Origin of the sequence: Polyangium spumosum, from assembly GCF_009649845.1 — a bacterium.
Lineage (GTDB): Bacteria > Myxococcota_A > Polyangia > Polyangiales > Polyangiaceae > Polyangium > Polyangium spumosum.
In genome coordinates, this window is the sequence record NZ_WJIE01000005.1 from 95,497 (window position 1) to 118,663 (window position 23,167).

Annotated in this window: 16 protein-coding genes; 8 read left to right on the forward strand and 8 right to left on the reverse strand. The window is 68.9% G+C overall.

Going from position 1 to position 23,167, the window contains the following annotated elements; translation table 11 throughout:
- Nucleotides 1-47: 47 nt before the first annotated feature.
- Genes GF068_RS17820 through GF068_RS17835 form a run of 4 tightly spaced genes read right to left on the reverse strand, consistent with a single transcriptional unit; the run spans nt 48 to nt 2,559 of the window.
- Entirely contained in the window at nt 48-683 is a 636-nt protein-coding gene (locus GF068_RS17820; RefSeq protein WP_153820611.1) for a YdeI/OmpD-associated family protein, read from the reverse strand.
- 41 nt (nt 684-724) lie between these two features.
- Entirely contained in the window at nt 725-1,423 is a 699-nt protein-coding gene (locus GF068_RS17825) for a tetratricopeptide repeat protein (RefSeq protein WP_153820612.1), read from the reverse strand.
- 51 nt (nt 1,424-1,474) lie between these two features.
- Complete coding sequence (locus tag GF068_RS17830; RefSeq protein WP_170319546.1) at nt 1,475-2,095, reverse strand: NHL repeat-containing protein; 621 nt, start codon at nt 2,093-2,095, stop codon at nt 1,475-1,477.
- Between the two features lie 8 nt (nt 2,096-2,103).
- Nucleotides 2,104-2,559 (reverse strand): NHL repeat-containing protein, encoded by a 456-nt coding sequence (locus GF068_RS17835; protein WP_153820614.1) that lies wholly within the window; start codon nt 2,557-2,559, stop codon nt 2,104-2,106.
- A 136-nt stretch (nt 2,560-2,695) separates the two neighbouring features.
- Here GF068_RS17835 and GF068_RS17840 point away from each other — a divergent pair, with 136 nt between their 5' ends.
- Both GF068_RS17840 and GF068_RS17845 read left to right on the forward strand, forming a co-directional pair.
- Nucleotides 2,696-3,295: a zinc-ribbon domain-containing protein gene (locus GF068_RS17840; protein WP_153820615.1), complete on the forward strand. Its 600-nt coding sequence runs from the start codon at nt 2,696-2,698 to the stop codon at nt 3,293-3,295.
- 10 nt (nt 3,296-3,305) lie between these two features.
- Nucleotides 3,306-3,932 carry a glutathione S-transferase family protein gene (locus GF068_RS17845; protein WP_153820616.1) on the forward strand — a complete coding sequence of 209 codons (627 nt, stop codon included), beginning with the start codon at nt 3,306-3,308 and terminating at the stop codon, nt 3,930-3,932.
- Nucleotides 3,933-3,939: 7 nt separating this feature from the next.
- Here the strand turns inward: GF068_RS17845 and GF068_RS17850 are convergent, their stop codons facing one another.
- On the reverse strand, nt 3,940-4,371 hold the full coding sequence (locus GF068_RS17850; protein WP_153820617.1) for a hypothetical protein: 432 nt from the start codon (nt 4,369-4,371) through the stop codon (nt 3,940-3,942).
- 231 nt (nt 4,372-4,602) lie between these two features.
- Nucleotides 4,603-5,652 carry a hypothetical protein gene (locus tag GF068_RS17855; RefSeq protein WP_153820618.1) on the reverse strand — a complete coding sequence of 350 codons (1,050 nt, stop codon included), beginning with the start codon at nt 5,650-5,652 and terminating at the stop codon, nt 4,603-4,605.
- Nucleotides 5,653-5,759: 107 nt separating this feature from the next.
- Here GF068_RS17855 and GF068_RS17860 point away from each other — a divergent pair, with 107 nt between their 5' ends.
- Nucleotides 5,760-6,320 (forward strand): pyridoxamine 5'-phosphate oxidase family protein, encoded by a 561-nt coding sequence (locus GF068_RS17860; RefSeq protein ID WP_338046442.1) that lies wholly within the window; start codon nt 5,760-5,762, stop codon nt 6,318-6,320.
- Nucleotides 6,321-6,326: 6 nt separating this feature from the next.
- Here GF068_RS17860 and GF068_RS17865 read toward each other — a convergent pair whose 3' ends face one another.
- Nucleotides 6,327-7,100: a MerR family transcriptional regulator gene (locus GF068_RS17865; protein ID WP_338046443.1), complete on the reverse strand. Its 774-nt coding sequence runs from the start codon at nt 7,098-7,100 to the stop codon at nt 6,327-6,329.
- 97 nt (nt 7,101-7,197) lie between these two features.
- Here GF068_RS17865 and GF068_RS17870 point away from each other — a divergent pair, with 97 nt between their 5' ends.
- From GF068_RS17870 to GF068_RS17880, 3 genes are all read left to right on the forward strand, one after another.
- Nucleotides 7,198-8,979, forward strand: a complete 1,782-nt coding sequence (locus GF068_RS17870) for a vWA domain-containing protein (RefSeq protein WP_153820620.1) — start codon at nt 7,198-7,200, stop codon at nt 8,977-8,979.
- A 317-nt stretch (nt 8,980-9,296) separates the two neighbouring features.
- The gene (locus GF068_RS17875) at nt 9,297-12,101 is read left to right on the forward strand and encodes a YncE family protein (RefSeq protein ID WP_275939178.1); all 2,805 of its coding nucleotides are present in this window, start codon (nt 9,297-9,299) and stop codon (nt 12,099-12,101) included.
- A 190-nt stretch (nt 12,102-12,291) separates the two neighbouring features.
- Nucleotides 12,292-17,460: an AAA family ATPase gene (locus tag GF068_RS17880; RefSeq protein WP_153820621.1), complete on the forward strand. Its 5,169-nt coding sequence runs from the start codon at nt 12,292-12,294 to the stop codon at nt 17,458-17,460.
- Nucleotides 17,461-17,533: 73 nt separating this feature from the next.
- On the opposite strand, the gene GF068_RS44295 is transcribed toward GF068_RS17880, so the two are convergent.
- On the reverse strand, nt 17,534-20,371 hold the full coding sequence (locus GF068_RS44295) for a YncE family protein (RefSeq protein ID WP_153820622.1): 2,838 nt from the start codon (nt 20,369-20,371) through the stop codon (nt 17,534-17,536).
- 313 nt (nt 20,372-20,684) lie between these two features.
- On the opposite strand from GF068_RS44295, the gene GF068_RS17890 reads away from it, so the two are divergent.
- Together GF068_RS17890 and GF068_RS17895 are read left to right on the forward strand one after the other, a co-directional pair.
- Nucleotides 20,685-21,125: a BlaI/MecI/CopY family transcriptional regulator gene (locus tag GF068_RS17890; RefSeq protein WP_206079495.1), complete on the forward strand. Its 441-nt coding sequence runs from the start codon at nt 20,685-20,687 to the stop codon at nt 21,123-21,125.
- On the forward strand, nt 21,122-23,086 hold the full coding sequence (locus GF068_RS17895; RefSeq protein ID WP_153820623.1) for a M56 family metallopeptidase: 1,965 nt from the start codon (nt 21,122-21,124) through the stop codon (nt 23,084-23,086). The genes GF068_RS17890 and GF068_RS17895 overlap by 4 nt, the downstream gene beginning before the upstream one ends.
- Nucleotides 23,087-23,167 lie beyond the last annotated feature (81 nt).

A 23,167-nucleotide genomic window follows, 5' to 3' on the forward strand; every position in this document is an offset into this window, starting at 1 on the left:
ACCTCGACGATGACGCGCCGCGTTCGGTGGGCCTGCGAGGGCGGTTTTCAGTCGTGAATTTTCTCGTGCCTCGCCAGCATCTCGACGAGCTGCGTGATGCGCCGCTCGCGCGTCTCGGGCTTTTTCGCGGTCTGGATGCGAAAGAGCACGGCGAAGCGGTTCGTGGCGTCGAGCGCGGCGAAGAACGCCGCGGCGCGGGGACGTTTCGCGAACGCGGCGGAGAGATCGTCGGGCACGGTCGCGCGGCTCGGCGGGTCGTACGCCAGGTCCCAGCGGCCGTCCTTTTTCGCGCGCTCGACCTCCGCGAGCCCCGGCGGCTGCATCACGCCCGACGCGATGAGGCCGAGGGCCTTCTCCCGGTTGATCTTCGACCAGATGCTCTTCGGGCTGCGCGGCGTGAACTTCTGGAGCCACGCCGCCTCGTCGAAGCTCCTCTTCTGGCCGTCGATCCAGCCCCACACGAGCGCCACCTCGACCGCCTCCGCATAGGTGACGGACGTGACGCCGGCGCCTTTCTTGGCGAGCTTGAGCCACACGCCACGCGACGAGGCGTGGTTCGAGGCGAGCCAGGTCGACCACGCGCCCGGGTGCTCGAAGGTGATGATGGGAGCTTCCACGGCGGGGGCCGCCTTGGTCGTCGTCTTCCTGGGCGCCGTCGCCTTCGTCGTTCCGGTCTTTTTCATGCGAGAATCGTTCGCTTTCGTGTAGGCCCGGTGTTCGGGCGCTAGGGCGCCGCCGCGCCGAGCGCGTCGCGCTCCTTGCACGCCTCCTCGTCGCCCTCCTGGCAGGCGCGGTCGTACAGCCGGCGCGCCTTTGCGGGATCACGCGCCACCCTGTCGCCCTCGGCGAACGCCTTCGCCGCCGTCCGGCAGCCCTGCGACGCGCCGAGGGCGCAGGCGCGCTCGTAATGGCGGAGCGCGTTCGTCCAGTCGGCGGAGACCTCGCGCCCGTCCTCGTACGCCATGGCCGCGTGCAGGCACGCCGTGCTCACCTCACCCTCGCAGGCCTTCACGTAAAGCGCGACGGCGCGCCCCGCGTCTTTCGGCACGCCCATTCCCTGCATGTACATGACCCCGAGCCCATTGCAGCTCGCCGCATACCCACCGAGGCAAGCCTTCTCGAACGCCGCGAGGGCACGCTCGTTGTTGTCGCTCTCCTTGTCCTTCGGCGTCATCAGCGCGAGCCCGAGCGCGTGGCAGCCCGCGAGATCGTTCTTGTCGCAACGATCGTCGTGCGCGGCGATCTGCGCGGAGTCCTCGCCATGGCCGGCGCCGTGGATGTAGACGAAGCGGCCCTTTTCGGGCTCCTGCGACGCGGACGCGGACGCGGCAGGCGACGGCGGCGTCGAGGCCGCGGGAGCCTCGGCGCCGCAGCCGGCGAGCAAGGCGGCGGAGGCGAAGACGAGCGAGGCGCGGGCGATCATCGCGGCGAGTTTACAGGCGGACGCGGCGCGGGGGAAGGGAGCCCGCGTCGGTCAGGGCGTCGCTCCAGGGCGAAACTTCTGCACGCGTCGCCCCACCTGCTCGACCACGTACACGCTGCCGTCGGGGCCGACGGTGATATCGTGCCCCGTGTCGAACTGCCCTTCCTCGCGGCCGAAGCCGCCCCAGCTCGTGACGACCTTGCCGTCCCGATCGAGCTCGAGCGCGCGCCCCGATGGCGCGCCTTCGAGCTGGTCGCCGCCGTCGATGACGAAGACGTGGCCGTTCGGGGCCACCTCGACGCCCCAGGGGCGCCCGATCTCGGGCCCGCTCCAGACGTCGACGAGCGTGCCCTCGAGGTCGAAGATCTGCAGCCGCGCATTGCCACGATCCGCGACGTAGATCCGCTCCGCCCCGTCGGACGCGATGCCGTGCGGGATGTCGAAATGACCCGGCTCGCTGCCCGCTTCGCCCCACGCGTCGAGGAACAACCCCCGCGGATCGAAGCGCGCCACGCGGGTGTTTTCGTAGCCGTCCGACACGTACACCTCCCCGTTCGGCGCGACGAACACGTCGGTGGGTTTGGCGAACGCGTCGGGCGGAGGCGCGCACGCGACGCACGCGAGGGAGGCGGCGACGAGCGCCGGGGCGAACGGCAGGAGCCGAGAGGACACGCGCGGCTTCATTCGTCCCCCCTGCCGATCGTCTGGAGGAGCGCGCCGTCGTGGCTGAACTCGAAGATCCGATCGAGGCCGACGTCGGTCACCCAGACGTGGTCGTTCTTGTCGACGCCGAGGCCGTGCGGCACGAGGAAGACGTTCTCCCCCCACGAGGCGAGCACCTCGCCCGAATCGGCCTCGACCATCCAGATCGTGGGTTTGTCGATGATCTGCTCGTTGCCCCAGCCTCGATCGGCGCGGTGGAACACGAAGACGTGGTTGTGCGAGTCGACCCCGACCCCCACGGCCTCGCCGAGGGTCTGTCCAGCCGGAGGCTTCAACCATTGGGGGACGACCTCGTAGCCCGCCGCGGCGGCGCCCGGCGCGCGCGGGGTGGGCTCGTCCGCGCAGCCCGCGACGAGCACGAGGGCGAGCGCGGCGAAGGCGAACACGCGTGGTTTTTCGTGTGTCTGTCTCATGAACGAACGACCTCCTCCGGGCAGAGGAGCACTCCGCCGCGGCGAGGTCCATCTCCCGCTTGTGAACGGGGGGCATCCTCGGTACGCTCTCGGGCCTCCGCGCCACATGGGTGGCGTGGACCGAGGAGGCTTTTGCGTGTTCTGTCCGACCTGTGGTACGCCGAACGCCGATGGCGCGCCCGCGTGCATCAAATGCGGCAATCGCCTTGCTCCGCCCCCGGGCTGGGGCGCTCCCCAAGGGTATCCCGGCGCGCCGCAGGGGTATCCCGGCGCGCCGCAGGGGCAAGCCGGCCCGCCGCAGCAGGGATGGGGACCTCCCCCGCAGCAGCAGGGATGGGGACCCCCCCAACAAGGGTTCGGCAACTACGCCGCCCCCGCCCAGTTCGGCCTCGCGCCCGCGGCGTACAGCGGGGCGGTCGGCCCGAAGGGCACGACGCGGGACCCGGTGACGGTCCTCATTTTCAGCTTCTTCTGCTTCTACGGCGTCTACGTCGCCTGGGCCATGCTGAGCGAGCTGCAGGCCTACACGCAGGACGACAACTTCAAGCCGTGGAAGATCTTCGTCCCGATCTACAACCTCTGGTTCTGGCACAGCGAGGTCCCGGACCAGGTGAGCAAAGCCAAACGAATGGCGGGCTGCCCGAACCCGTACGCGAACGGCTTTTACGAGCACGCCAACGTGGCCTTGTACTCCCTCGCCAAGGACCTGAACGAGGTCTGGGCGACGAGCCCCTGAGAGAACGCCCATGCTGACGATCTACGGATACAAAGGCTGGGGCTCGGTGATCATCGAGGCCGCGTGTGAGCTCCTCGGGGAGACGTACGCGCTCGAAGAGGTCGAGCCCGGCAAGCCCGGCCCCGCGTTCGACGCGCTCCGCGCGCTGAACCCGCTCGGGCAGGTGCCCACGGTCGTGCTCTCGGACGGCACGGTCCTCACCGAGAGCGTGGCCATCCTCCTCTGGCTGCTCGAGCGCCACCCGCATTCGACCCTCGCCCCGCCGCCCGGGGACCCGAAGAGGCCGGTCTTCCTGCGCTGGCTCGTGTTTTTTGTGACGAACATCTACCCGATGTACACCCTCGGCGATTACCCCGAGCGGTGGGTGAAGGACGAGGAGGCGCAGAAGGAGCTCAAGGAGGCCACCATCCGGCGGACGCTCGATTGCTGGCGCACGCTGGAGCAGGGGCTCTCGCCCGGGGCCTATTTGCTGGGGGATTCGATGACGATCCTCGACGTGTACGCGGCCGCGATGTCCCGCTGGCGGCCCGGGCGCGAGAAGATCCGCGCCGTGGCGCCGCGCTGCATCGCCGCCGCCGAGCGCGCCGAGGCGCACCCGGCGGTGGCGCGGATTTTCTCGGTCAATTTCGGCGCTTGACGTCGAATCAGGCCATCACGGACCGGCTCTCCGTACCCTTCGCGCTCTTTTCGCCCTCGCCGCCCTTCGCGCCGATCCGCGCGCTCCGCAGCACGCCCACGGACACCACGATCGCGACCAGGGTCAAGAGCGGCCCGGCGAGCGTCCCGGGCCGGCCCGCCTCCTTCAAGCCCTGAAACAGGGTCCGCGTGATCTCCGCGTCGGACGCGCGCGCGGGATCCTCGAGGAACGACATCACCGCGCCGACGTTCGTCCAGACCCCGGTGATCGTGGCGATCACCGTCGTCACCGACAGCGCCGCCGTGAAGGCGAGCTTGCCGCGATCGGGCGCCAAGGCATATCGCACGGCCGCGCCGAGCGCCGCGCTGCCCGCGGCGAGCACCGGATACATCCCCCAACCACCCTCGCACATGAACTGAACCAGGCTGAAACCACTCATGGCTCGCTCCTCTCGTTTCATTCCGGACAGCTCCTTTGCCGTCCTTTCATGAGCAGAGAACACGAGCGGCCGGCGGGCGTGACAGGGCGCGGTCGATTTTTTTCGGGGTCGCCGAGGTTCGGTTCACGTACCGCACACGCGGAGCTCGAGGGCCTCGCGGAGGTCCCCCGAGGGGCTGCCATCAATTGACGATCGGGTGGGCGCTCGTCGATCGGGCAGGGAAGGTGGATTTCACCGTGGCTGCCGGGGCGGCGGCGCGAGGCCGATCGGCTCGGCGCGCACCTGCGTGTGTACGACGCGCCGCCGCTTCGCGCCGATGTTGGCGAAATCGAAATCGAACTGGAGGCCGATCGTGACGGCGTCCGGCGGCAGGTTCGTGCTCGTCATCGGGCTGCTCAATCGATCGTCGCGCACCCCGGGGAGCGTGATGATGCTCGAATTTCCGCCCATCAGGGCGAGCTTCGGTATCGGAATGCCGTGCGCCGTGCCGTCGGGCATGGTGAGCCGGCTCCTCACGCCGACGAAGACGCGCCCGCCCTGGGAGAACGCGGACGGCATGTGGAAAACACGGCCAGCGAGCTGCTCTTTCACGGCGCGGGCGATACGCTCCCATTCCCTTCGATCGCCGCCCTTGACCGCGACGACCTCGACGGAGGCGACATGGCCGCGCGCGTCGAGCGAAAGGACAAACGTACTGTCGGATTCGGGGGGCGTGCTCGACGATCGCACCCCGTTCGCAATCGCCGACGCGAGGGTCCCGGCCGCAGGGAACATGGCGGGCTCGATGTTTCCGGCGAGAATGCCTTCGGCCGTGGGGCGAATGGGCGCAGGGGCCGCGGCGCTCGCGCTCGGCATGGCGCCGGGGATCGCCCAGACGGGGGGACCCGCGAGCGCAGGGAGGGCGCCGGGGCGAGGAGGTTCGTCCGGAGGTCCGTCGTATTCGGAGGACCCGACCGGGGGTGGTGCATTCGGCTCGGACGGCGCGGGCGGGGGCGCGGGCGCGATCGAGGCCGTGCGTCGAGGCTGGGGCGTCGCGCGGGACGCGGGCTCGGGGGCCGGCGCAGGAGTGTCCAGGGCGCCGCGCGGGGGCTCCCGGGAGGAGGCGTCTTCACGCGGGAGGAGGTCGACCCACAACTCGGGGGGGCGAACGAAGTGATGCCCGATCGTCGACAGCTCGAGCGGTCGGGTCGGGAGCGCGCGCACCAGCAGCAGGCCTGCCGCATGCAGGAGCAGTGCGGCGAACAGCGAGAGCGGAATCCGGCTGCGTGCGGTGGATCTCAAGGGGTCTGCCCGTATGTTGCGAGCGCGCGCCTGCGTATTCAGGCGCGCGCTGAGCCCATGCGTCGAGCGTAGCACCGGCCGCGCGAAGTCTGCTACCCTCGCCCGCGGTGGGAAAACTCTACGACACCCTCGACGACGACCTCGTCGATTTCATCGGGCGGCAACACGTGTTTTTCGTGGCCACCGCGCCGCTCGCCGGAGACGGCTTCGTGAACGTCTCGCCGAAGGGGTACGACACCCTCCGCGTGCTCGGCCCGCGCACGCTCGGGTACCTGGATTTCGTGGGGAGCGGCGTCGAGACGATCGCCCACGCCCGCGAGAACGGGCGGATCGTGCTGATGTTCTGCGCATTCGACGGGCCGCCGCGCATCCTGCGCATCCACGGCCGCGCCGAGGCCTTCGAGCCCGGCGACGCGGGCTTCTCCGCCCTGCGCGAGCATTTCGGGCCGCCGCGCCCCGGCGAGCGGGCGATCTTGCGCGTCGAGGCGACGCGGATCTCGACGGCCTGCGGCTACGCCGTGCCGTTGTACGATTTCGTCGAGGACCGCCCACAGCTCGTGGATTGGGCCGAGCGCAAGGGTCCGGAGGCGCTCTCCGAATACATGGATACGCGCAACGCGACGAGCCTCGACGGGCTGCCCGGGCTCACCCCGCGGAGGCCTCGTTGATCGACGTCACGCGCCCGCGCCTCCCTTCCGCGCCGCCTGCGCCCGGTTCACGTAATCGAAGAGCGCCGGATCGAAGCCCTGCTGCGCCGCGAAGCCCTTCTCCTTTTGATAGAGGTTCTCGAGCGACCGCCGGATCCCCGGGTCTCCGCCCGTGAACATCTCGACGAGCTCCATCCAGCGCCCGGCGAGCGCCTGGACGGCCGGGTCCTCGGGCGGCGTGCCTCTCTCCATCTCCGCGCGGACCTTCTCGATGAGCGCGGGCCATTCTGCTTGCACGGCCTGCATCCCCTCCTCGCCGAGCGCCTGCCTCCGCGCCTCGAGCTCCGCGAGCTGCTCCTTCGTGTAGTATTTCTCGAACATGTTCATCACCTCGATCGTCTTCAAGAGTTCGTCGGCCGATACGCGTTCGTTCGCGGCGAGCCAGGCGGCGAGGGCCGAGAGGCGGCCGAGGAGCTTCCGGGTGAGCTCCATCTGCTCCTGCAAACGCGTGATGTGCATGCGGACGACGGAGAGCGGCGAGACGTCGGGCCGCGCGAGCAGGTCCCGGATCTCGTCGAGCGAGAGGCCGAGCTGCCGCAGCGATAAGATCTGCTGCAGCCTGGCCACGTCCTCCTCCCCATAAAGTCGATACCCCGCCCGTGAATGGTCGGACGGCGAGAGCAGCCCGATCTCGTCGTACCAGTGGAGCGTCCGTACGGACGTCCCCGTGGCCTTCGCCAGCTCTCCCACCTTCCACGTACGCTTCTTCGCGCCCTTGTTCATGCGCTCTCCCGCAGCCACGGACCGGACTCTAGGCCCTCACGCGACGTGAGGGTCAAGGGGCTCCCGAAAAAAAGGAGGGGTAGTCGGCGCGCCACGGGACGAGGTACCCTTTGCCATGATCTCCCGCATCCTCGCTGGCTCCCTCCTCCTTCCTCTTCTCGCCGTGTCCCTCGCCGCCTCGTGCGGCGGCAATGGCGGCACTTCGTCCGGCAGCGCCTCCTCGAACGCCACGGCCTCCGGCGGCTCCGGCGGCGCGGGTGGCTCCGGCGGGGACGGCGTGGGTGGATTCATCGCCGCGGGTGGCTCCGGCGTCGGCGGGCCCGACGTCTGCGATCCGCCCGACGTCCTCGTCGTGCTCGACAGGACCCTCACGATGCACAAGACCCCCGAGGGCGGGACGCCGAGCGACGGACCCGAGTACAAGAGCTCGAAATGGTACCAGGCGATCACCGCGGTCGAGCAGCTCGTCGCGCCGCCCCTCGACAAGGGCATTCGATTCGGCGTCGAGCTCTGGCCGAAGGACCCGGGCGGCGGCACCTGCATCACCCTCGCCGAGCGCGTGCAAAACACGAAACCAGCGACGAACCCCTCCTGCCAGGAGGGCGAGGTCCCGATCTCCCCGGGCCTCGACCAGGGCCCGACCATTCAGGCGCTGCTCGATCCGGCGACCACCACGCTCTGCACCAGCACGCCCACCGGCAATGCCCTCCTCACGGCCGAGCAGCACCTCCAGGAGATCGCCGCCGCCGGGCGCGAGCAATACGTCGTGCTCGTGACCGACGGCGCGGACTGGGATTTCTCCTGCCCCGAGCCGAACCCCTTGCCCATCACGCAGGCCCTCATGAAAAAGGGCATCAAGACCTACATCGTCGGGTTCTCCGCGGAGGGCGACATCCAGCCCGGCGGCGTGGGCGCCGAGTTCCTCAACAACATGGCCTGCGCCGGCGGCACCGCGAAGGGTTTCCCCGCCTCCTGCGCCGACGACGGCAATGGCAACTTCACGGCCACCGACCCGTCCGGCGCGCCGCTCTACCTCAAGGCGGAGAGCTCCACCGAGCTCGCGCTCGCCCTCAAATCGATCGGCGGCAAGCTCTGCTGCAATTGCGGGGACACCTGTGATCCGCCGGAGATCCTCATCGCCCTCGACCGCACGCTCACCATGCACAAGACCCCGAACGGCGAGACGCCCACGGACGGGCCCGATTACCCGAGCAGCAAGTGGTACCAGGCCGTCACCGCGATCGAGAAGATGGTGGCCCCGCCCCGCGACAACCACGCCCGGTACGGCCTCGAGCTCTGGCCCCGCGACCCCGGCGGCGAGACGTGTATCACCCTCGCCGAGCGGGTCACGAATTCGAAACAGGCCACGAACCCCTTCTGCGAGAGCGGCGAGATCGTCGTGCCCCCGGCCCTCGGGAGCGGCGGCGCCATCCAGCAATACCTCGATCCCGCGGCGACCCGCCTCTGCATCAGCACGCCCACCGGCGAGGCCCTCTTCACGGCCACGGATCACCTGTTGAAGAGCGTGACGCCCGGCCGTGACCAATACGTCGTGCTCGTGACCGACGGCGCCGACTGGGACCAGTCTTGCCCCGCGCCGAGCCCCTTGCCCATCGTACAGCAGCTCGCCGCTTCGGGCATTCGCACGTTCGTGGTCGGCTTCTCCGCGGAGGGCGCCATTTTGCCGGGTGGGGTCGGCGCCGGGTTCCTCAACGACATGGCCTGCGCCGGTCAGACCGCCAAGGGCTTCCCCGCCGGCTGCCAGGAGGGGCCGGGCGGCTACGTCGCCAAGGATCCGGGCGGGGAGATCCTCTACCTCCAGGCGAGCGACGCCGCGGGCCTCGACAAGGCGCTCGCCGGCGTCGCGGACGGCCTCTGCTGCGACTGCGTCAAATGAGCCGGCCTTTCTTCTGACCACCGACCTCACCTCTGCCGGGCCCCATCCCGCGATGGCCCGCGCCCCCGCCCCGATCCAGTTCGAATAAAATTTCACGTCCGTACCGTCCATGCGGACGTGCGTGCGGGTGTCGAAAATTCGACGTCGAACAACGGTTTCACATTGCTCTTGAAAGCCGAACCCCTTCATGCATAATACACTTTGGCCCGGCATTTTCTCATGTCCGGATCGTGCGTTCGCCGCTGGCGCGCGTAGGTATCTCCATTTGTACCGATGTGGCGATCGCGTTTCGATCTCCCCATCGAGAAAGAGGCCACATGTCGAACGAACTTGCTTCGGGCGAAGGGGATTCGTCCATCCCGGAGAGCGGGGCGCGTCTGCCCTTTTTGCGCCGTCGCCTCGGCCCGATCCTCGGTTTTGCTGCGGCTCTCGCGGCGCTCGCCGCCCCGCGGATGGCCGAAGCCTCCTCTTTTGCCCTCTTCGAGAGCGGTCAGGTGCGGCCGCTCGCGCTGTCCCCCGACGGCAACAAGCTCTACGCGGTCAACACCCCCGACAACCGTCTGGAGATTTTCTACGTCACGAGCTCTGGCCTCCTCCACATCGGCTCCGTCACGGTGGGCCTCGAGCCGATCGCGGTCGCGGCGCGCAGCAATGGCGAAGTGTGGGTGGTCAATCATCTCTCGGACAGCGTCAGCGTGGTCGACGTGACCCCTGGTTTTGCGCCGCGCGTCGTGCGGACCCTGCTCGTCGGAGACGAGCCACGCGACATCGTGTTTGGCGGGCCCGGCAAGGGCCGCGCCTTCATCACGACGGCCCACCGGGGCCAGAACGCTCCTTTTGATCCCGAGCTCACGACCCCCGGCGTCGGCCGCGCCGACGTCTGGGTCTTCGACGCGACGAACCTCGGCCCGAGCACGCTCGGCGGCGCTCCTCTCCACATCATCCCTCTGTTCACGGACACCCCGCGCGCGCTCGCCGTGAGCCCGGATGGGTCACGCGTGTACGCCGCGGGCTTTCACACGGGCAATCGGACGACGGCCATTCATCGGGACCTCGTGGCGGCGGGCGGAGGCCCCCCGGCGCCGCTCACCGACTACCTGGGCGTGGAGCAACCTCCCACCGCCCTCATCGTGCAATACAACGGCGAGAACTGGGTCGACGAGACGGGCACCACCTGGGATCCGGCGGTGAAATTCAACCTGCCCGACAAGGACGTCTTCGTCATCGACGCCACGGCGAACCCGCCGGCCCCGCTCCCGGGCGCGTCGGGCTTCTATTCCGGCGTGGGGACGGTCCTCTTCAACATGATCGTCAACCCGGTCAGCGGGAAGGTCTACGTCACGAACACCGAGGCGAACAACCTCCAGCGATTCGAGGGCCCGGGGACGTTCGCCGGCTCGACCGTACGCGGGCACCTGCACGAGGCCCGGATCTCGGTGCTCGGCGACGGCACCGTGAGCCCGCGGCACCTCAACAAGCACATCGATTACAATGCGCCGCCGGCGCCGCTGCCGAACCCGACGAACGAAAAGAGCCTCTCGACGCCCCTCGAGATGGCCATCACGCAGAACGGCCAGAAGCTCTACGTCGCCGCCCACGGATCGAGCAAGATCGGCGTCTTCGACACGGCGCAGCTCGAAAACGACACATTCGTCCCGAACGCGAGCAGCCACATCATCCTCGACGACGGCGGCGCGCCCGTGGGGCCGACGGGCCTCGTGCTCGACGAGGCGCGCGGCCGGCTCTACGTGCTCACGCGGTTCGACAACAAGATCGCGGTCGTGAATACGGCGACCAAGGCCGTCACCGCGCGCGTCCCGCTGTACAACCCCGAGCCTCCGAGCGTCACCGAGGGCCGCCCGTTCCTCTACGACGCCCGGTTCACCTCCAGCAACGGCGAGTCGTCCTGCGCGAGCTGCCACGTCTTCGGCGACGTCGATAGCCTCGCCTGGGACCTCGGCAATCCCGACACCACCACGGCCCCCCTGCCGGGGCCGATCTCGCTCGTCATGCCGGAGTTCTTCGAGACGTTCGACGATTTCCACGCCTTCAAGGGCCCGATGACGACGCAGAGCCTGCGCGGGCTCGCGAACCACGGCCCGATGCACTGGCGCGGCGACCGCACCCGAGGCGACGAAGAGCCGAGCGTGCAGCCGAATGGAGGCTCGTTCGACGAGCGCGGCGCGTTCAAGGAGTTCCAGGCGGCTTTCGTCGGGCTCATGGGCCGCACGGAGGTGATCCCCGACGAGGACATGGAGGCGTTCGCGGACTTCGCGCTCCAGATCATGTATCCGCCGAATCCGATCCGGCACCTCGACAACTCCCTCACGCCGGATCAACAGGCCGGTCGCGACCATTTCTTCACGCCGGACGTCGCCATCTTCCGGTCGTGCGAGCAATGCCACAGGCTCGACCCCGCGGCGAACGCCGAGTTCGGCGAGCCCATCCCCGGCTTCTTCGGCACGGACGGCCAGTACATCCTGAACGAGATTCCGCAAGGAATGAAGATCCCGCACCTGCGCAACCTTTATACGAAGGTTGGGATGTTCGGCATGGGGGAAGTCTCGAACATCTACCCTGGCGACAATGACTTCCAGGACGATCAGATCCGCGGCTTCGGCTTCGTGAACGACGGCAGCCACGACACCATCTTCCGCTTCATGCAATCGATCGGGTTCGATCTCCTGAGCGGCTTCAGCCCCGCCGGATTCGACGACCGCCCGGGCGGCGACGGCGACCAGAAGCGGCGGCAGGTCGAGCAATACATCCTGGCCTTCGACTCGAACCTCGCGCCGATCGTCGGGCAGCAATTCACGTGGACGAAACACAACGGCGCCGCGGCGAGCGCGCGCCTCGACCTCTTCCTCGCGCGCGCGGACGAGGGTGAATGCGACGTCGTGGCGAAGATGCGGTTCGCGACCGAGGAGATCGGCTTCCTTTACGTCGGCGGCAACCAGTTCGTCTCGAGCAAGCAGTCGTTCGGGCCGCTCTCGCGGCCCATGCTGGTCCTCGTCGCGCAGCTCCTCCACAGCGAGCTCACGTTCACCAGCGTCCCCCCGGGGTCCGGCGAGCGCATCGGCATCGACCGCGACGAGGACGGGATCCGCGACGGCGACGAATGAATGCGAGCCATCGCTCGGGCGCACGTGTTTTTCATCTCACCATCGACACCCGCGCGACGGTCTCCTGCGTCGACTCTCTGGCGCTGACATCACCGCACAAAATCGATCGGCTCGACCACGAAGCCTTGTTACAGAGCGCGGCAACGGATAGCCTCCATGATCCCATCGGGGGACATGACCAGGAGATGCCATGGCCGCGGAGTCGACCCTTCCCGCCCTCGATGGGTTCCATGGGGATTCCTTCGAAGGTTTCACGGCGCTGACCCCCATCTACGAGGGGGCCGAGACCTTCGTATTCCGCGCCCGGTCGGTCGCCGACGGCAGGCGTGTCGTCCTCAAGCAGACGAAGAACGAATATCCCACGGCCCGCGAGGTGGGGCGGCTCCGGCGCGAGTTCACGATCCTGCGCGAGCTCGGCGAGGAATGCGCGCCCGAGGCGCTCGCGCTCGAGGAGCACGGCCGCGGCGTGGTCTTGATCATGGCCGACATCGGCCACCCGACGCTCCGCGAGATCCTGGAGAAACGCAGGCTCGATATCGAGACCGCGCTCACGATTGCCCTGTCGATCACGAACGCGCTCGCCGCGGTCCACCGGAAGGGGATCCTCCACAAGGACGTGACCCCGCGGAACATCCTCGTCGAGGAGGCGACCTGGAGGGCGCACCTCATCGATTTCGGGATATCCGCGCGCCTCTCCCGCGAGCTCCACGCGCCGACGGGGCCGCGCTCGCTCGAGGGGACGCTCCTCTACATGGCGCCCGAGCAGACCGGTCGAATGAACCGCGCCGTGGATTCGCGGGCGGATCTCTACTCGCTCGGCGTGATCCTTTACGAGATGCTGACTGGCTCCGTGCCCTTCGCGCAGCGCGAGCTCTCGGAGATCGTCCAGAGCCACCTCACGCGCCCGCCGGTGCCGCCGCGCGAGCTCGTGCCGACGGTGCCCGCGCCGCTCTCGGACCTCGTGATGACGCTGCTCGCGAAGACGCCGGAGGAGCGATATCAGAGCGACGCCGGGGTCCGCGCCGACCTCTCGGAATGTCTGCGGCAATGGAAGGAGAAAGGGACCATGGCGCCCTTTCCGCTCCGTCAGCGCGACAAGGCGCCGGAGCTCCGCCGCGCGCAGCGGCTTTATGGCCGCGAGAAGGACATCGACGCGCTCCTCCAGGCGTTCGGCCGCGCCCGCGCGCGCGGCCCCGAGCTCTGCCTCGTCTCCGGCTATTCCGGCGTGGGGAAATCGGCGCTGGTCCACGAGATCCACAAGATCATCGCGCGCCACGGCGGCGGCTTCTTCATCTCGGGCAAGTTCGACCAGATCTCGCGCGACGTGCCCCTCGCGCCCGTCGTGCAGGCCCTGCGGGAGCTCGTGCAGCAGCTCCTGTCGGAGCCGGAGGAGGTGCTCGCGCGCTGGCGAAGAGACCTCCTCGCGGCGCTCGCGGGCAATGGTCGCTTGCTCACCGAGCTCGTCCCCGAGCTCTCGCTCGTCCTCGGCGAACAACCACGCCTGCCGGAGTTGCCCCCGGATCAAGCACGAAACCGCTTCGAGTTGACGCTCCAGAACTTCCTCGGCGTCTTCGCGACCGAGGCCCACCCGCTCGTCATCTTCCTCGACGATCTCCAGTGGATGGATCCCACCTCGCAGCGGCTCCTGCAGCTCCTGCTCACGGACGCGTTCAGCCGCCATTTGCTCGTCATCGGCGCGTATCGCGACAACGAGGTTTCGCCGGGCCATCCGCTCACGACCCTGCTCGACGAGCTCGAGGGCGTGGGTTTTTCGGCCGCGAAGATCCACCTCTCGCCCCTCGATCGCGACATGGTCGGGAGCCTCGTCGCCGACACGCTCACGAGCGCGCCCGAGGAGGTCCGGACGCTCGCGGACCTCGTCCACGAGAAGACGCAGGGCAACCCGTTCTTCGCGCACCAGTTCATGGTCGCCTTGTACGAGCGCGACCTGCTCCGCTTCGACGCGGAGATCGGCGCGTGGCAATGGGACACCGCGGCCCTCCGCGCGGCGGACGTGACCGACAACGTGGTCGACCTCATGGTCGGCGTCCTCCGGCGCCTCTCGCCGGAGACACAACACGTGCTCGAGCGCGCGGCCTGCATCGGCCATTCCTTCGATTTCGGCTCGCTCGCGACCATCGCGGAGAAGCCGGCGGACGAGGTCGCGGCGGCGCTCTGGGAGGCGCTGCGGGCGGGGCTCGTCGTGTCGCTCGACGGCGATTACAGGTACCTCGAAGCCGGGCCGGGCAGCTCGGCGCGGGGGCTCTCGGCGTCGCTCTTCGGCGTCCGTTATCAGTTCGTCCACGACAGGGTCCTCTCGGCCGCCTACACGCTCGCGGCGCCGGAGCAACGAACGCAGCTCCACCTCTCCATCGGGCGCCTCTTGCGGAAGCGCTCGGGCGAGCGCCCCCGCGACGAGGACCTGCTCGATCTCGTCCACCATTTGAACCTCGGCGCCTCGCTCATCACCGACCCGGCCGAGCGGCTCGACGTCGCCGAGATCAATCTGCGCGCCGGCCGGAGGGCGAAGGCCGCGACGGCCTATCACGCCGGCGCCGAATACACGCGCGCCGGGAGGGAGCTGCTCCGCGAGAGGGACTGGGACACGCGCCACGATCTTTGCTTCGAGCTCCTCCTCGAGGGCGGCCAGTGCGCGTATCTGAGCGGCGACTCCGCGCAGGCCGAGTCGCTGTTCACCCGCCTCATGCAGAAGGCGAAGACCGACCTCGAGCGCGCGTCGATCCACCGGCAACGCATCTACAATTTCACCTCGCACGGCCACTTCACGGAGGCCATGCAGGTCGGCTGCGACGCGCTCACGCTCCTCGGCCATCCGCTCACGATGGAGGACCTCTCGTCCTTCGACGTGATGATGGGGGAGCTCGCGAAGATCACGACGAACCTCGGCGGGCGGCGAATCGAGGACATCGAGGGCGCGCCGGAGGCCCAGGATCCGGTGATCCAGGCCGTCATCGGCATCCTCGATTCCATCGGCGACGGCGCGCATCACCTCGGCCCGGTCGTCTTCGGCGTCATTGCGCTTCGGGCCGTCAACGTCTCGCTCGTGCATGGCCCCACCGAGGTCGTCGCGTATCCCCTCGCAGCCGCCGGCTACATTCTCTCGACGATCCTGGGGCGTGTGCCCGAGGGTATCGCGTTTTGCCAGCTCGCCGAGGCCATCAACGCTCGGTTCCCGAGCGGCATGCAGCTCACGCGGCTCAACGTGGCCTGGGGGAGCTGCATCTCCATGCAATACCCGATACGGGAAGCCGCGCCGCTCTGGGCCGCCGCGCGCCATCGCGGCGTGGAGTCGGGCGAATACCACATGCTCGGGGTCGCCTGTTTCCTTGAATCGATGGGGGAGCTCTTCGCGGGGGATCCCATCGAGCAGGTCCTGGAGAACGCCGACAGGAACCTCGCGCTCACCCGTCGCACGCGGCAGCCGATGGCCATCGCCACCATGACCCTCGTCCGCCAGGCCGTGGCGTGCCTCGCCGGCAAGACGCAGAGCTGCACGTCGCTCGACGACGATACGTTCAATGAAAAGGAGTACGTCGCCCGCCTGGATGACGAGCATTTCGGTAACTCCAAGGTCCACCACGCCGTGGTGAAGACGCTCGTCTGCCTCGTGCAGAGCCAGTACGACGAGGCCTGGGAGATCTCGCAGGAGGCCGAACGGACGATCCTCTATGCCGGCGGCAACCTCGCCTCGAAGATGCACCCCTGCCTCCGCGCGCTCGTCCTCCTCGGCTTACCCCGCGCGGAGGCCCCTGAAGAGGCGGAGCGACGGGCGGCAAACTTGAAGAAATGCCGCACGGAGGTCGCCCAGCTCGCCGCCTGGTCCCCGAAGAGCTTCGGCCACCTCGAGGCCCTCGTGAACGCCGAGGCGGCGCGCGTGGAGGGGGACATCGAAGGCACGATCCGCCTCTATGAGCGCGCGATCACGCTCTGCCAGGAGAACAAGGCCCCCCATTTCGAGGCGCTCGCCGGCGAGCTCTGCGCCAAATTCTACCTGAGCATCGGCGCGCCGACGGCCGGCGGCGGGTACATGAAAAACGCCTACCGCGCCTACGCGCACTGGGGCGCGGCGCCGAAGGTCGCGGCGCTGGAGAATGAGGCCACGCACATCTGGCCCGCCCTCCGCGAGGTCTCGCGCACGCGCTCGGCGTCCGCCACGAGCAGCCAGAGCGCGTCGCTGGCGACGAGGACCCTCATCGGACAAACCAGCTACGGTAGCCTCCGCGACGCGGCGCTCGTCGTCCGCGCCGCCCAGGAGATCGCCAGCGAAATCGACCTGCTCAAGGTGATCGATCGGCTCGCCAAGCTCGTCCTGGAGAACGCCGGCGCCGACCAGGGCTCGCTCATCCTCGCGCGGGACGGCGGGCTCGTCGTCGAAGCGACCTTCCAGCCCGGCCAGAGCTCGCTCGACGTGGGGCGCGGCCAGCCGCTCGAGAAGGCGCCGCATTGCGCGAGGAGCGTCATCCATTACGTCACGCGCACCCTCGAGTACGTGGTCCTCGACAACTCGCGGAAAGCGTCGCGGTTCTCGGACGACCCCTACATCCAGGAGTTCGCGCCGAAATCGATCCTCTGCTTGCCTTTGCTCCACCAGGGGAGGCTCTCCGGCGCCCTCTACCTCGAGAACCGGATGACCCCCGGCGTCTTCGACGCGGCGCGCGTCGAGCTGCTCGGGCTCCTCTCCTCGCAGGCGGCCATCGCCATTGAAATCGCGCGCCTCATCGAGAGCGACCGCGCGGCGAACGAGCAGGTCAAGCGCGTGAACGAGCGGCTCGAGATGGAGGTCGCGCACCGGACGGCGGAGATACGCCGCGTCAACGACAGCTTGTTCGAGACGAACCAGGCGCTGGAGAGCGAGCTCTGCGAGCGCAAGAAGATCGAGCAAGAGCGCGCGGAGCTGCACGAGCAGGTCATCGCGGGGCAACGCGCGCGCCTCGCCGAGCTGTCGACGCCGCTCTTGCCGATCACGAAGGACATCGTGGTGATGCCGCTCATCGGCACGATGGATACCGAGCGCGCCGAGCAGGTGCTCAGCGTGGCCCTCGACGGCGCCCAGCGCCTCGGGGCTCGGGTCGTGATCCTCGACGTGACGGGCATGAAGCACGTCGATACACAGGTGGCCGGGATGCTGGTGAGCGTGGCCTCCGCGCTCCGGCTGCTCGGCGCCGAGACGGTCCTCACGGGCATCGGGCCGCGCATCGCGCAGACGCTCATCGCGCTCGACGTGGACATGAAATCGTTCGTCACGCTGGGCACGCTCCAGAGCGGAATGGAGTACGCCCTCCGTCGATCGGGCCATTCGAACCTCGGGGCCCCGCGTCGAAGCCGCCCGGCGCGATAAAAACGAGAATGCCGCCCGCCCCGCGACGCAGCGGAGCGGGCGGTGTCCCCTCAGGCGCGGGGGAACTCGGCCTTCAGGGCGCGGCGCAGAAATCGCCGCCCTTGGGGCCTGCCATGGCCGGCAGGTCGACGAGCGGCGTGTCCTCGTCGATCGAGAGCACGAATTGCACGAGGTTCTCGACGTCGTTCGCCCCCGTGAGATAACTCGGCGCGGCGAGCGCCTTGTTGTGGGCGGTGAACGTGTTCGAGAACAGCTCCTCGAGCGTCCGCGCGTTGCCGGCGTGGAAGAACGGCGCGCCGACCTGCGTGCCGAGGATCGACGGCACGTTGAAGCCCTTGCCGTTCGCCTCGTCGCCCTGGGCCTTCGTGATCATGTCGGCGCGCACCTCGATCACGTTCACCGCGGCCGGCGAGCTCTCGAAGGTCCCGACCGCGCGGAGCACGCACTGGATCTGATCGAGCCCGGCGTTCTTCGGGTTCGGCCCGCGCATGAACTGGTTGTTCGCCGTGGCGGGCAAGAGCGCCGCCGGGAAGCCCGCGGCCACGAGCGCGTCACCCTCGTACGCCTTCGCCAGAAGCGCCTCGTTCGTCGCGGCCGACGGCGTGTAGAAGCGCTTCGAGAGCGTCCATTTCGCGCCGCCGTGGCAGCCCTGGCAGCTCCCGCCATCCATGAACAACGTCATGCCCGCCGCGACCTTGGCCGGGTCGAGGTTCGAGGGCTTGCGCGGCGAGCGGATGCCTCGCGCGTAGGCCTCGAAATCGTCCCAGTCCTTCCGGACGCTGACCGTATCGCTGACCTCCTTCGCCGAGCCGTTGAGCCCGACGGCGCCCGCGGGCGGGAACAGCATGGTGCTCGCGAGGTTCACCCGATCCGAGGGGACCGGCGGGCTGCTGTCCGTCGTGACGAGCGCGCCCACGCCGCCTTGCGTGCCGCGCGCGCTGTTCTCGAAATCGTGCGGCTCGTCGAAGAAGGCGCTCCAGCCGAAGATGCGCGCGTCCGTGGGGTCGTTCGAGGCGAACATGCCATCGAGGCTCGTCGATTGCCGCGGCCCACGCGCGAAGTACCACGTCACGTTGTCGCTCAGCCCGTCGATGTGGCACGCCTGGCAGGAGACCCACGCCTGGCCTCGGTGTGACCAGCGCCCGAGCCCCGTGTTGAAGATCCGCTTGCCACGCAGAGCCGCCATCCCGGCCGGATCGGCGGGCATGGGCGCGGTCGCGACGACACGCGCCGAGCCGAGGTCCGCGCCCGCGACGACCTGCTTGCTCGGTTCGATCGCCACGGCCGACACGTTGCGGCTGATGTCATTCGCGACGAACGCGAATGCGTGCGTGTTTGCCACGGCGATACCGACGGGGCCCACGCCCTTCAGGCTCTCGGCCAGCGCCTGGGGCGCGAGGTCGATGAACTTCTTCTCCATCGCGCCGACGCCCGTGACGGCGCCGCTCGTATCGTCGAAGTTCACGCGGAACACGGCGTCGGCGCCGTTCGCCGGCACATAAGCCTCGCCCGTGGCCCCGACGAAAGCGATGTCGTTCGCGACCAGCGGATAACGACGATTCGCGTCGTCGGGCACGTTTGCCCCGACGTACGCGTCGCGGAAGGCCCGGTTCAGGTTCGTCGGCGCGGCGGCGAGGGCCATGTCGGTCTTCGTGTCGAGCACGTTCACGACCGGGTGCACCACGGTCTTTGCGTTCGTCGGGATCGGCCGGCACGCGCCGCCGCCGAGCGGCCCGCCGCCCTCGCACGTCCCCGGGGGCGCGTCGCCGCCGCAATCGGCGTCGTTCGAGCAGCTATACGTGCAGGAGCCCACCGTCGTATTGCACGTGCTGAGGACGTTCACGTTCGAGCATTGCGCGTTCGTCGTGCAGGCGTTCTTCTGCGACGGGCCCACCGGGCCGGCCGGCGAGGCGCAGATCGACGTCACGTACGCGAGGTCTTTCTGGATCGTGATCGACTGGAGCTGGTTCGGGAAGCAGCCCGTGGTTTGTCCCTTCGAATCGACGAAGCCCGTGTCTTCGAGGGACGGGAGCAAGATCGTGCCGACGGCGCCGTCGGACTTCACGGCGTAGACGATGCCCGCCCAGTTCGTGTCGACGTTCGACGTGCCCTGCGCGTCGATCTGCTCGGGGGCCGTGCGCTGGGCGAAGAACTCGGTCGCGTAGATCTTCTCGTCGCTGTCGTCGGCGTCGCCGTCGTTCGTGATCGCGAGCGAGCGCGGGTGCGCGAGCGCCGGCCGGGGTTTGTCCGCGGTGACCGAGGGGCCGAGCAGGCCCGTGCCGGCCAGCGGCCCGTTCAGATCGACCGTCTTCACCACCGTGAGCGAGCCGATGTCGATGTGCGAGAGCGTGCCGTCGATCCAGTTGGTCACGTAGAGCGAGGTATTGTTCGGCGTGATCGCGATGGCCGTGGGCTCGCTCCCGACGGCGACCTCCTTGCCCACGACGGGCGTGCCCTTGAGGTCCTGGATCTCCACGACCTTCTGGTCTTTGCGGACCACGACATAGGCCTTTTCGCCGCAGCCGTCGATCGCGACCTGCCACGGCTCACCGCCCACGGGCAGCTCGGCCTTCTTCGTGAGCACGGGCAGGCCGTCCACCGCGTCGTATTCGACGGAGAGGACCGTCACGCTGCCTGCGCCGCGGTTCACGGCGACGACGGTCGAGTCGTCCGCTGAAATCACCACGGCTGCGCCGCGCGTCGCGCCCGGGGCCGGCGTCGGGCAGAGCTCGGCGCCTCCCCCTGCGCCGCCTTGCCCGCCCATTCCGCCGGCGCCGCCCATCCCGCCGGCGCCGCCCATTCCGCCGGCGCCGCCGACGCCGCCGCCGGTACCGCCGCTGCCCGAGCTCGAGGACGAGCTCGTCGTTGTCGACGGATTCGTCGGTTCGTCGCCGCAGCCCGCCCCGGTCACTGCACTTCCCAGTATCAGAGCACAAACGCCGGCCAGCGCGCCCCCCAACCGACGCCGCTCCGGCCTGCTCATCGAAGCTCCTTGCATATCTCCCCTTCCTTTGAATGTGCTCCGGATCCCCCCCGTTCGCCCGAGGCACATCGAGGTCGATTCTACGCGCGAAGGGAAACCTTGGTTTCGTTATTTCCTCGGGGCGACGTCGTCGCCGCCGGGCCACGCGAGCAGGATCCCGACCTTCCATGCTCCGACGATCTTCCTTGCCCTCCATCAACTACCCAGGTAGTATTACTCAGGTAGTAGAGACGAGGAGCACGTGTCGAACAGGGACAAGGGTAAGGAAACATTCGAGGACGAAGCCGAGGGGGGGCAGAGGCCCACGCACCTCGGTGATTTGCAGCTCGCGATCATGCGAGTGCTCTGGGAGATCGGCGAGGCCACGGTCACGGATGTGCACCAGGCCTTGCTCTCCGAGCGTGGTCTCGCGCCCACGACCATCGCCACCATGCTGAAGAAGATGGAGGAGAAGGGCGTCGTGGCGCACCGCGCAGACGGCCGGAAGTTCATTTACCGGCCCACGGTGAGCGAGGATCAGGTCACGCGGGGTATGGTCTCCGACCTGACCGAGCGCCTCTTCCGAGGCGATCCCGTGGCGCTCGTGTCGCACCTGATCTCGCGACACGAGATACGCCCGGACGAACTCTCCGAGCTCGAACGAATGATCGCCGCCGCCAGGAAGAAGGAAGGGAAGCGATGAGTACCCTCGTGGGATGGATGGTCACGTATCTGATACACAGCACGGTCCTCCTCGGGGGCGCGTGGCTGGTCGACCGTTTGTCGCGGAATCGCCCCGATTGGCAGGAGCTCGCGTGGCGGGTCGCCCTCGTGGGTGGTCTCGTCACGGCCACCGTGCAGACGGCGGCCTCGCTCCGCCCGGTGGGCGGGACCTTTTCGCTCGCCGAGCCGCCGCCGTCCACGGAGCGCGCGATTCAGCGCGAAATGCCCCGGGCGACGGAGATCGTCGTGACGACGGACATGGGCCCGGCGGTCATCGTGACCACGACGAACGCGGCTGCCATTGTGCCCATCGAGGCGAAATCCGCGTCGGCGGCGAAAACCACGCGCGAGAGCTTCCTCTCGTGGTCCAAGGTGTTCGTCGCGGGGTGGGCCTTCGGCGCGATCCTCTTGCTCGGCGCGCTCGGGCGCTCGTTCCTTTTCCTGCGCAAGCGCCTCGAGGGACGGCGTCGGCTCGAAGGTGGGCCGCTCGGCGACATGCTCGCCACGCTCGCCGCGCGTGAGCCCATCTGTATGCGGGCGCCGCTGCTCAGCGCGTCCGACAAGGTGCACGTCCCCATGGCGCTCGGCATTCGCCGCCCCGAGATTTGCGTGCCGGAGCGGGTGACGAAGGAGCTCGGGCCCGACGCGCAGGAGAGCGTCCTGGCGCATGAGCTCGGGCACGTGGCGCGGCGTGATCCGCTGCTTCGCCTGGTGACGAGCGTATTCTGCCGCGTGTTTTTCTTCCAGCCTTTGAACTGGCTGGCGGCGCACCGCCTCTCGGCGTGCGCGGAGCTCCTGGCCGACGATTGGGCCGCGCGGCGCACGGCGCGCCCGCTCGACCTCGCGGAATGCCTGACGAAGGTGGCGCGCTGGGTGCACCGGCCGATGTCGGGCCTGCCCGTGCCGACGATGGCGGCGGGGACGAGCGAGCTCCGGCAGCGGGTCGAGCGGCTCGTGCGGGGCGAGGGTTTGACCACGGAGCCGCGAAGGCCGCTGTGGGCCGCGCCCATCGTCGCTTTCGTCCTGACCGCGCTCACGTTGCTCGCGCCTAGCGCTTGCGGCGTGGCCGAGGCGAAAGGTTTGCCCCCGGCGCAATCGCCGCAAGCCAAGAAGGGCGCCGCGCCCGGACCGAGGCCCCTGCTCGTCGTCACGAGCGACGAGGACGAGGACGACGAGGACGAGACGCCCGTTTGCGAGGGTCCGAAACACAAGCGGAAGGCCAAGGACCACGCCAGACCGGAGAAACGTCACGGCGACGAGCACGCCCGCCGGCACCACGGCCGTCACGTCGATCAGGACGAGGACGAGGACGAGGACGAGGACGAGGACGACGAAGACGAGGAGATCACGCGTGGCCCAGGCCGCATCCGCGTCCACGTGCCTCGGATTGGCGCGCCAAACGTCGAGGTCGACGTCGATCCGCAGATCGAAATCGACATGCGGCAGCTCCAGCGCTCGATCCCCACGCCGGAGGAGATCGACGCAGAGCTCGAGCGAGCCCTCGAGCAGGCGCGCAAGCACGCGCCCGACGAGGCCACGCGCAAGCGCGTCGAGAAGGAGATCAAGCGGGCGCGCAAGCAGGCGCGCAAGGACCTCGAGGCGGCGCGCGAGGAGCTCCAAGCGGCGCGCGAGGAAATGCAGGAGCGCCTGCGCGAGCTACGCGAGCAGATGCCGGAGATCCGCCGCCGGGCCATGGAGAACGCGCGCGAGGCCGCAGAAGAGGCCGAGAAAGAGTCCCGGAAGGCGCACAAGAAGCACAAGAGGGCGCACAAGAAGCACCATGACGGCGTGCCGCCCTTGCCGCCCGCGCCTCCCATGCCGCCGGGACCACATGGCATGCCCATGCCGCCCATGCCGCCCATGCCGCCGGGGCCGCATCACGCGCCGATGCCCCCCGCGCCGCCGGCGCCGCCCGCCCCGCCGCCCCCGCCGGCGGACTGACAAGCCTCTTCCCTCCGACACGCCGACGACGGGACCGCCGGGCGAACCTGCAAAACGGCAGGGCTCGCTGCGCCGCGCCGC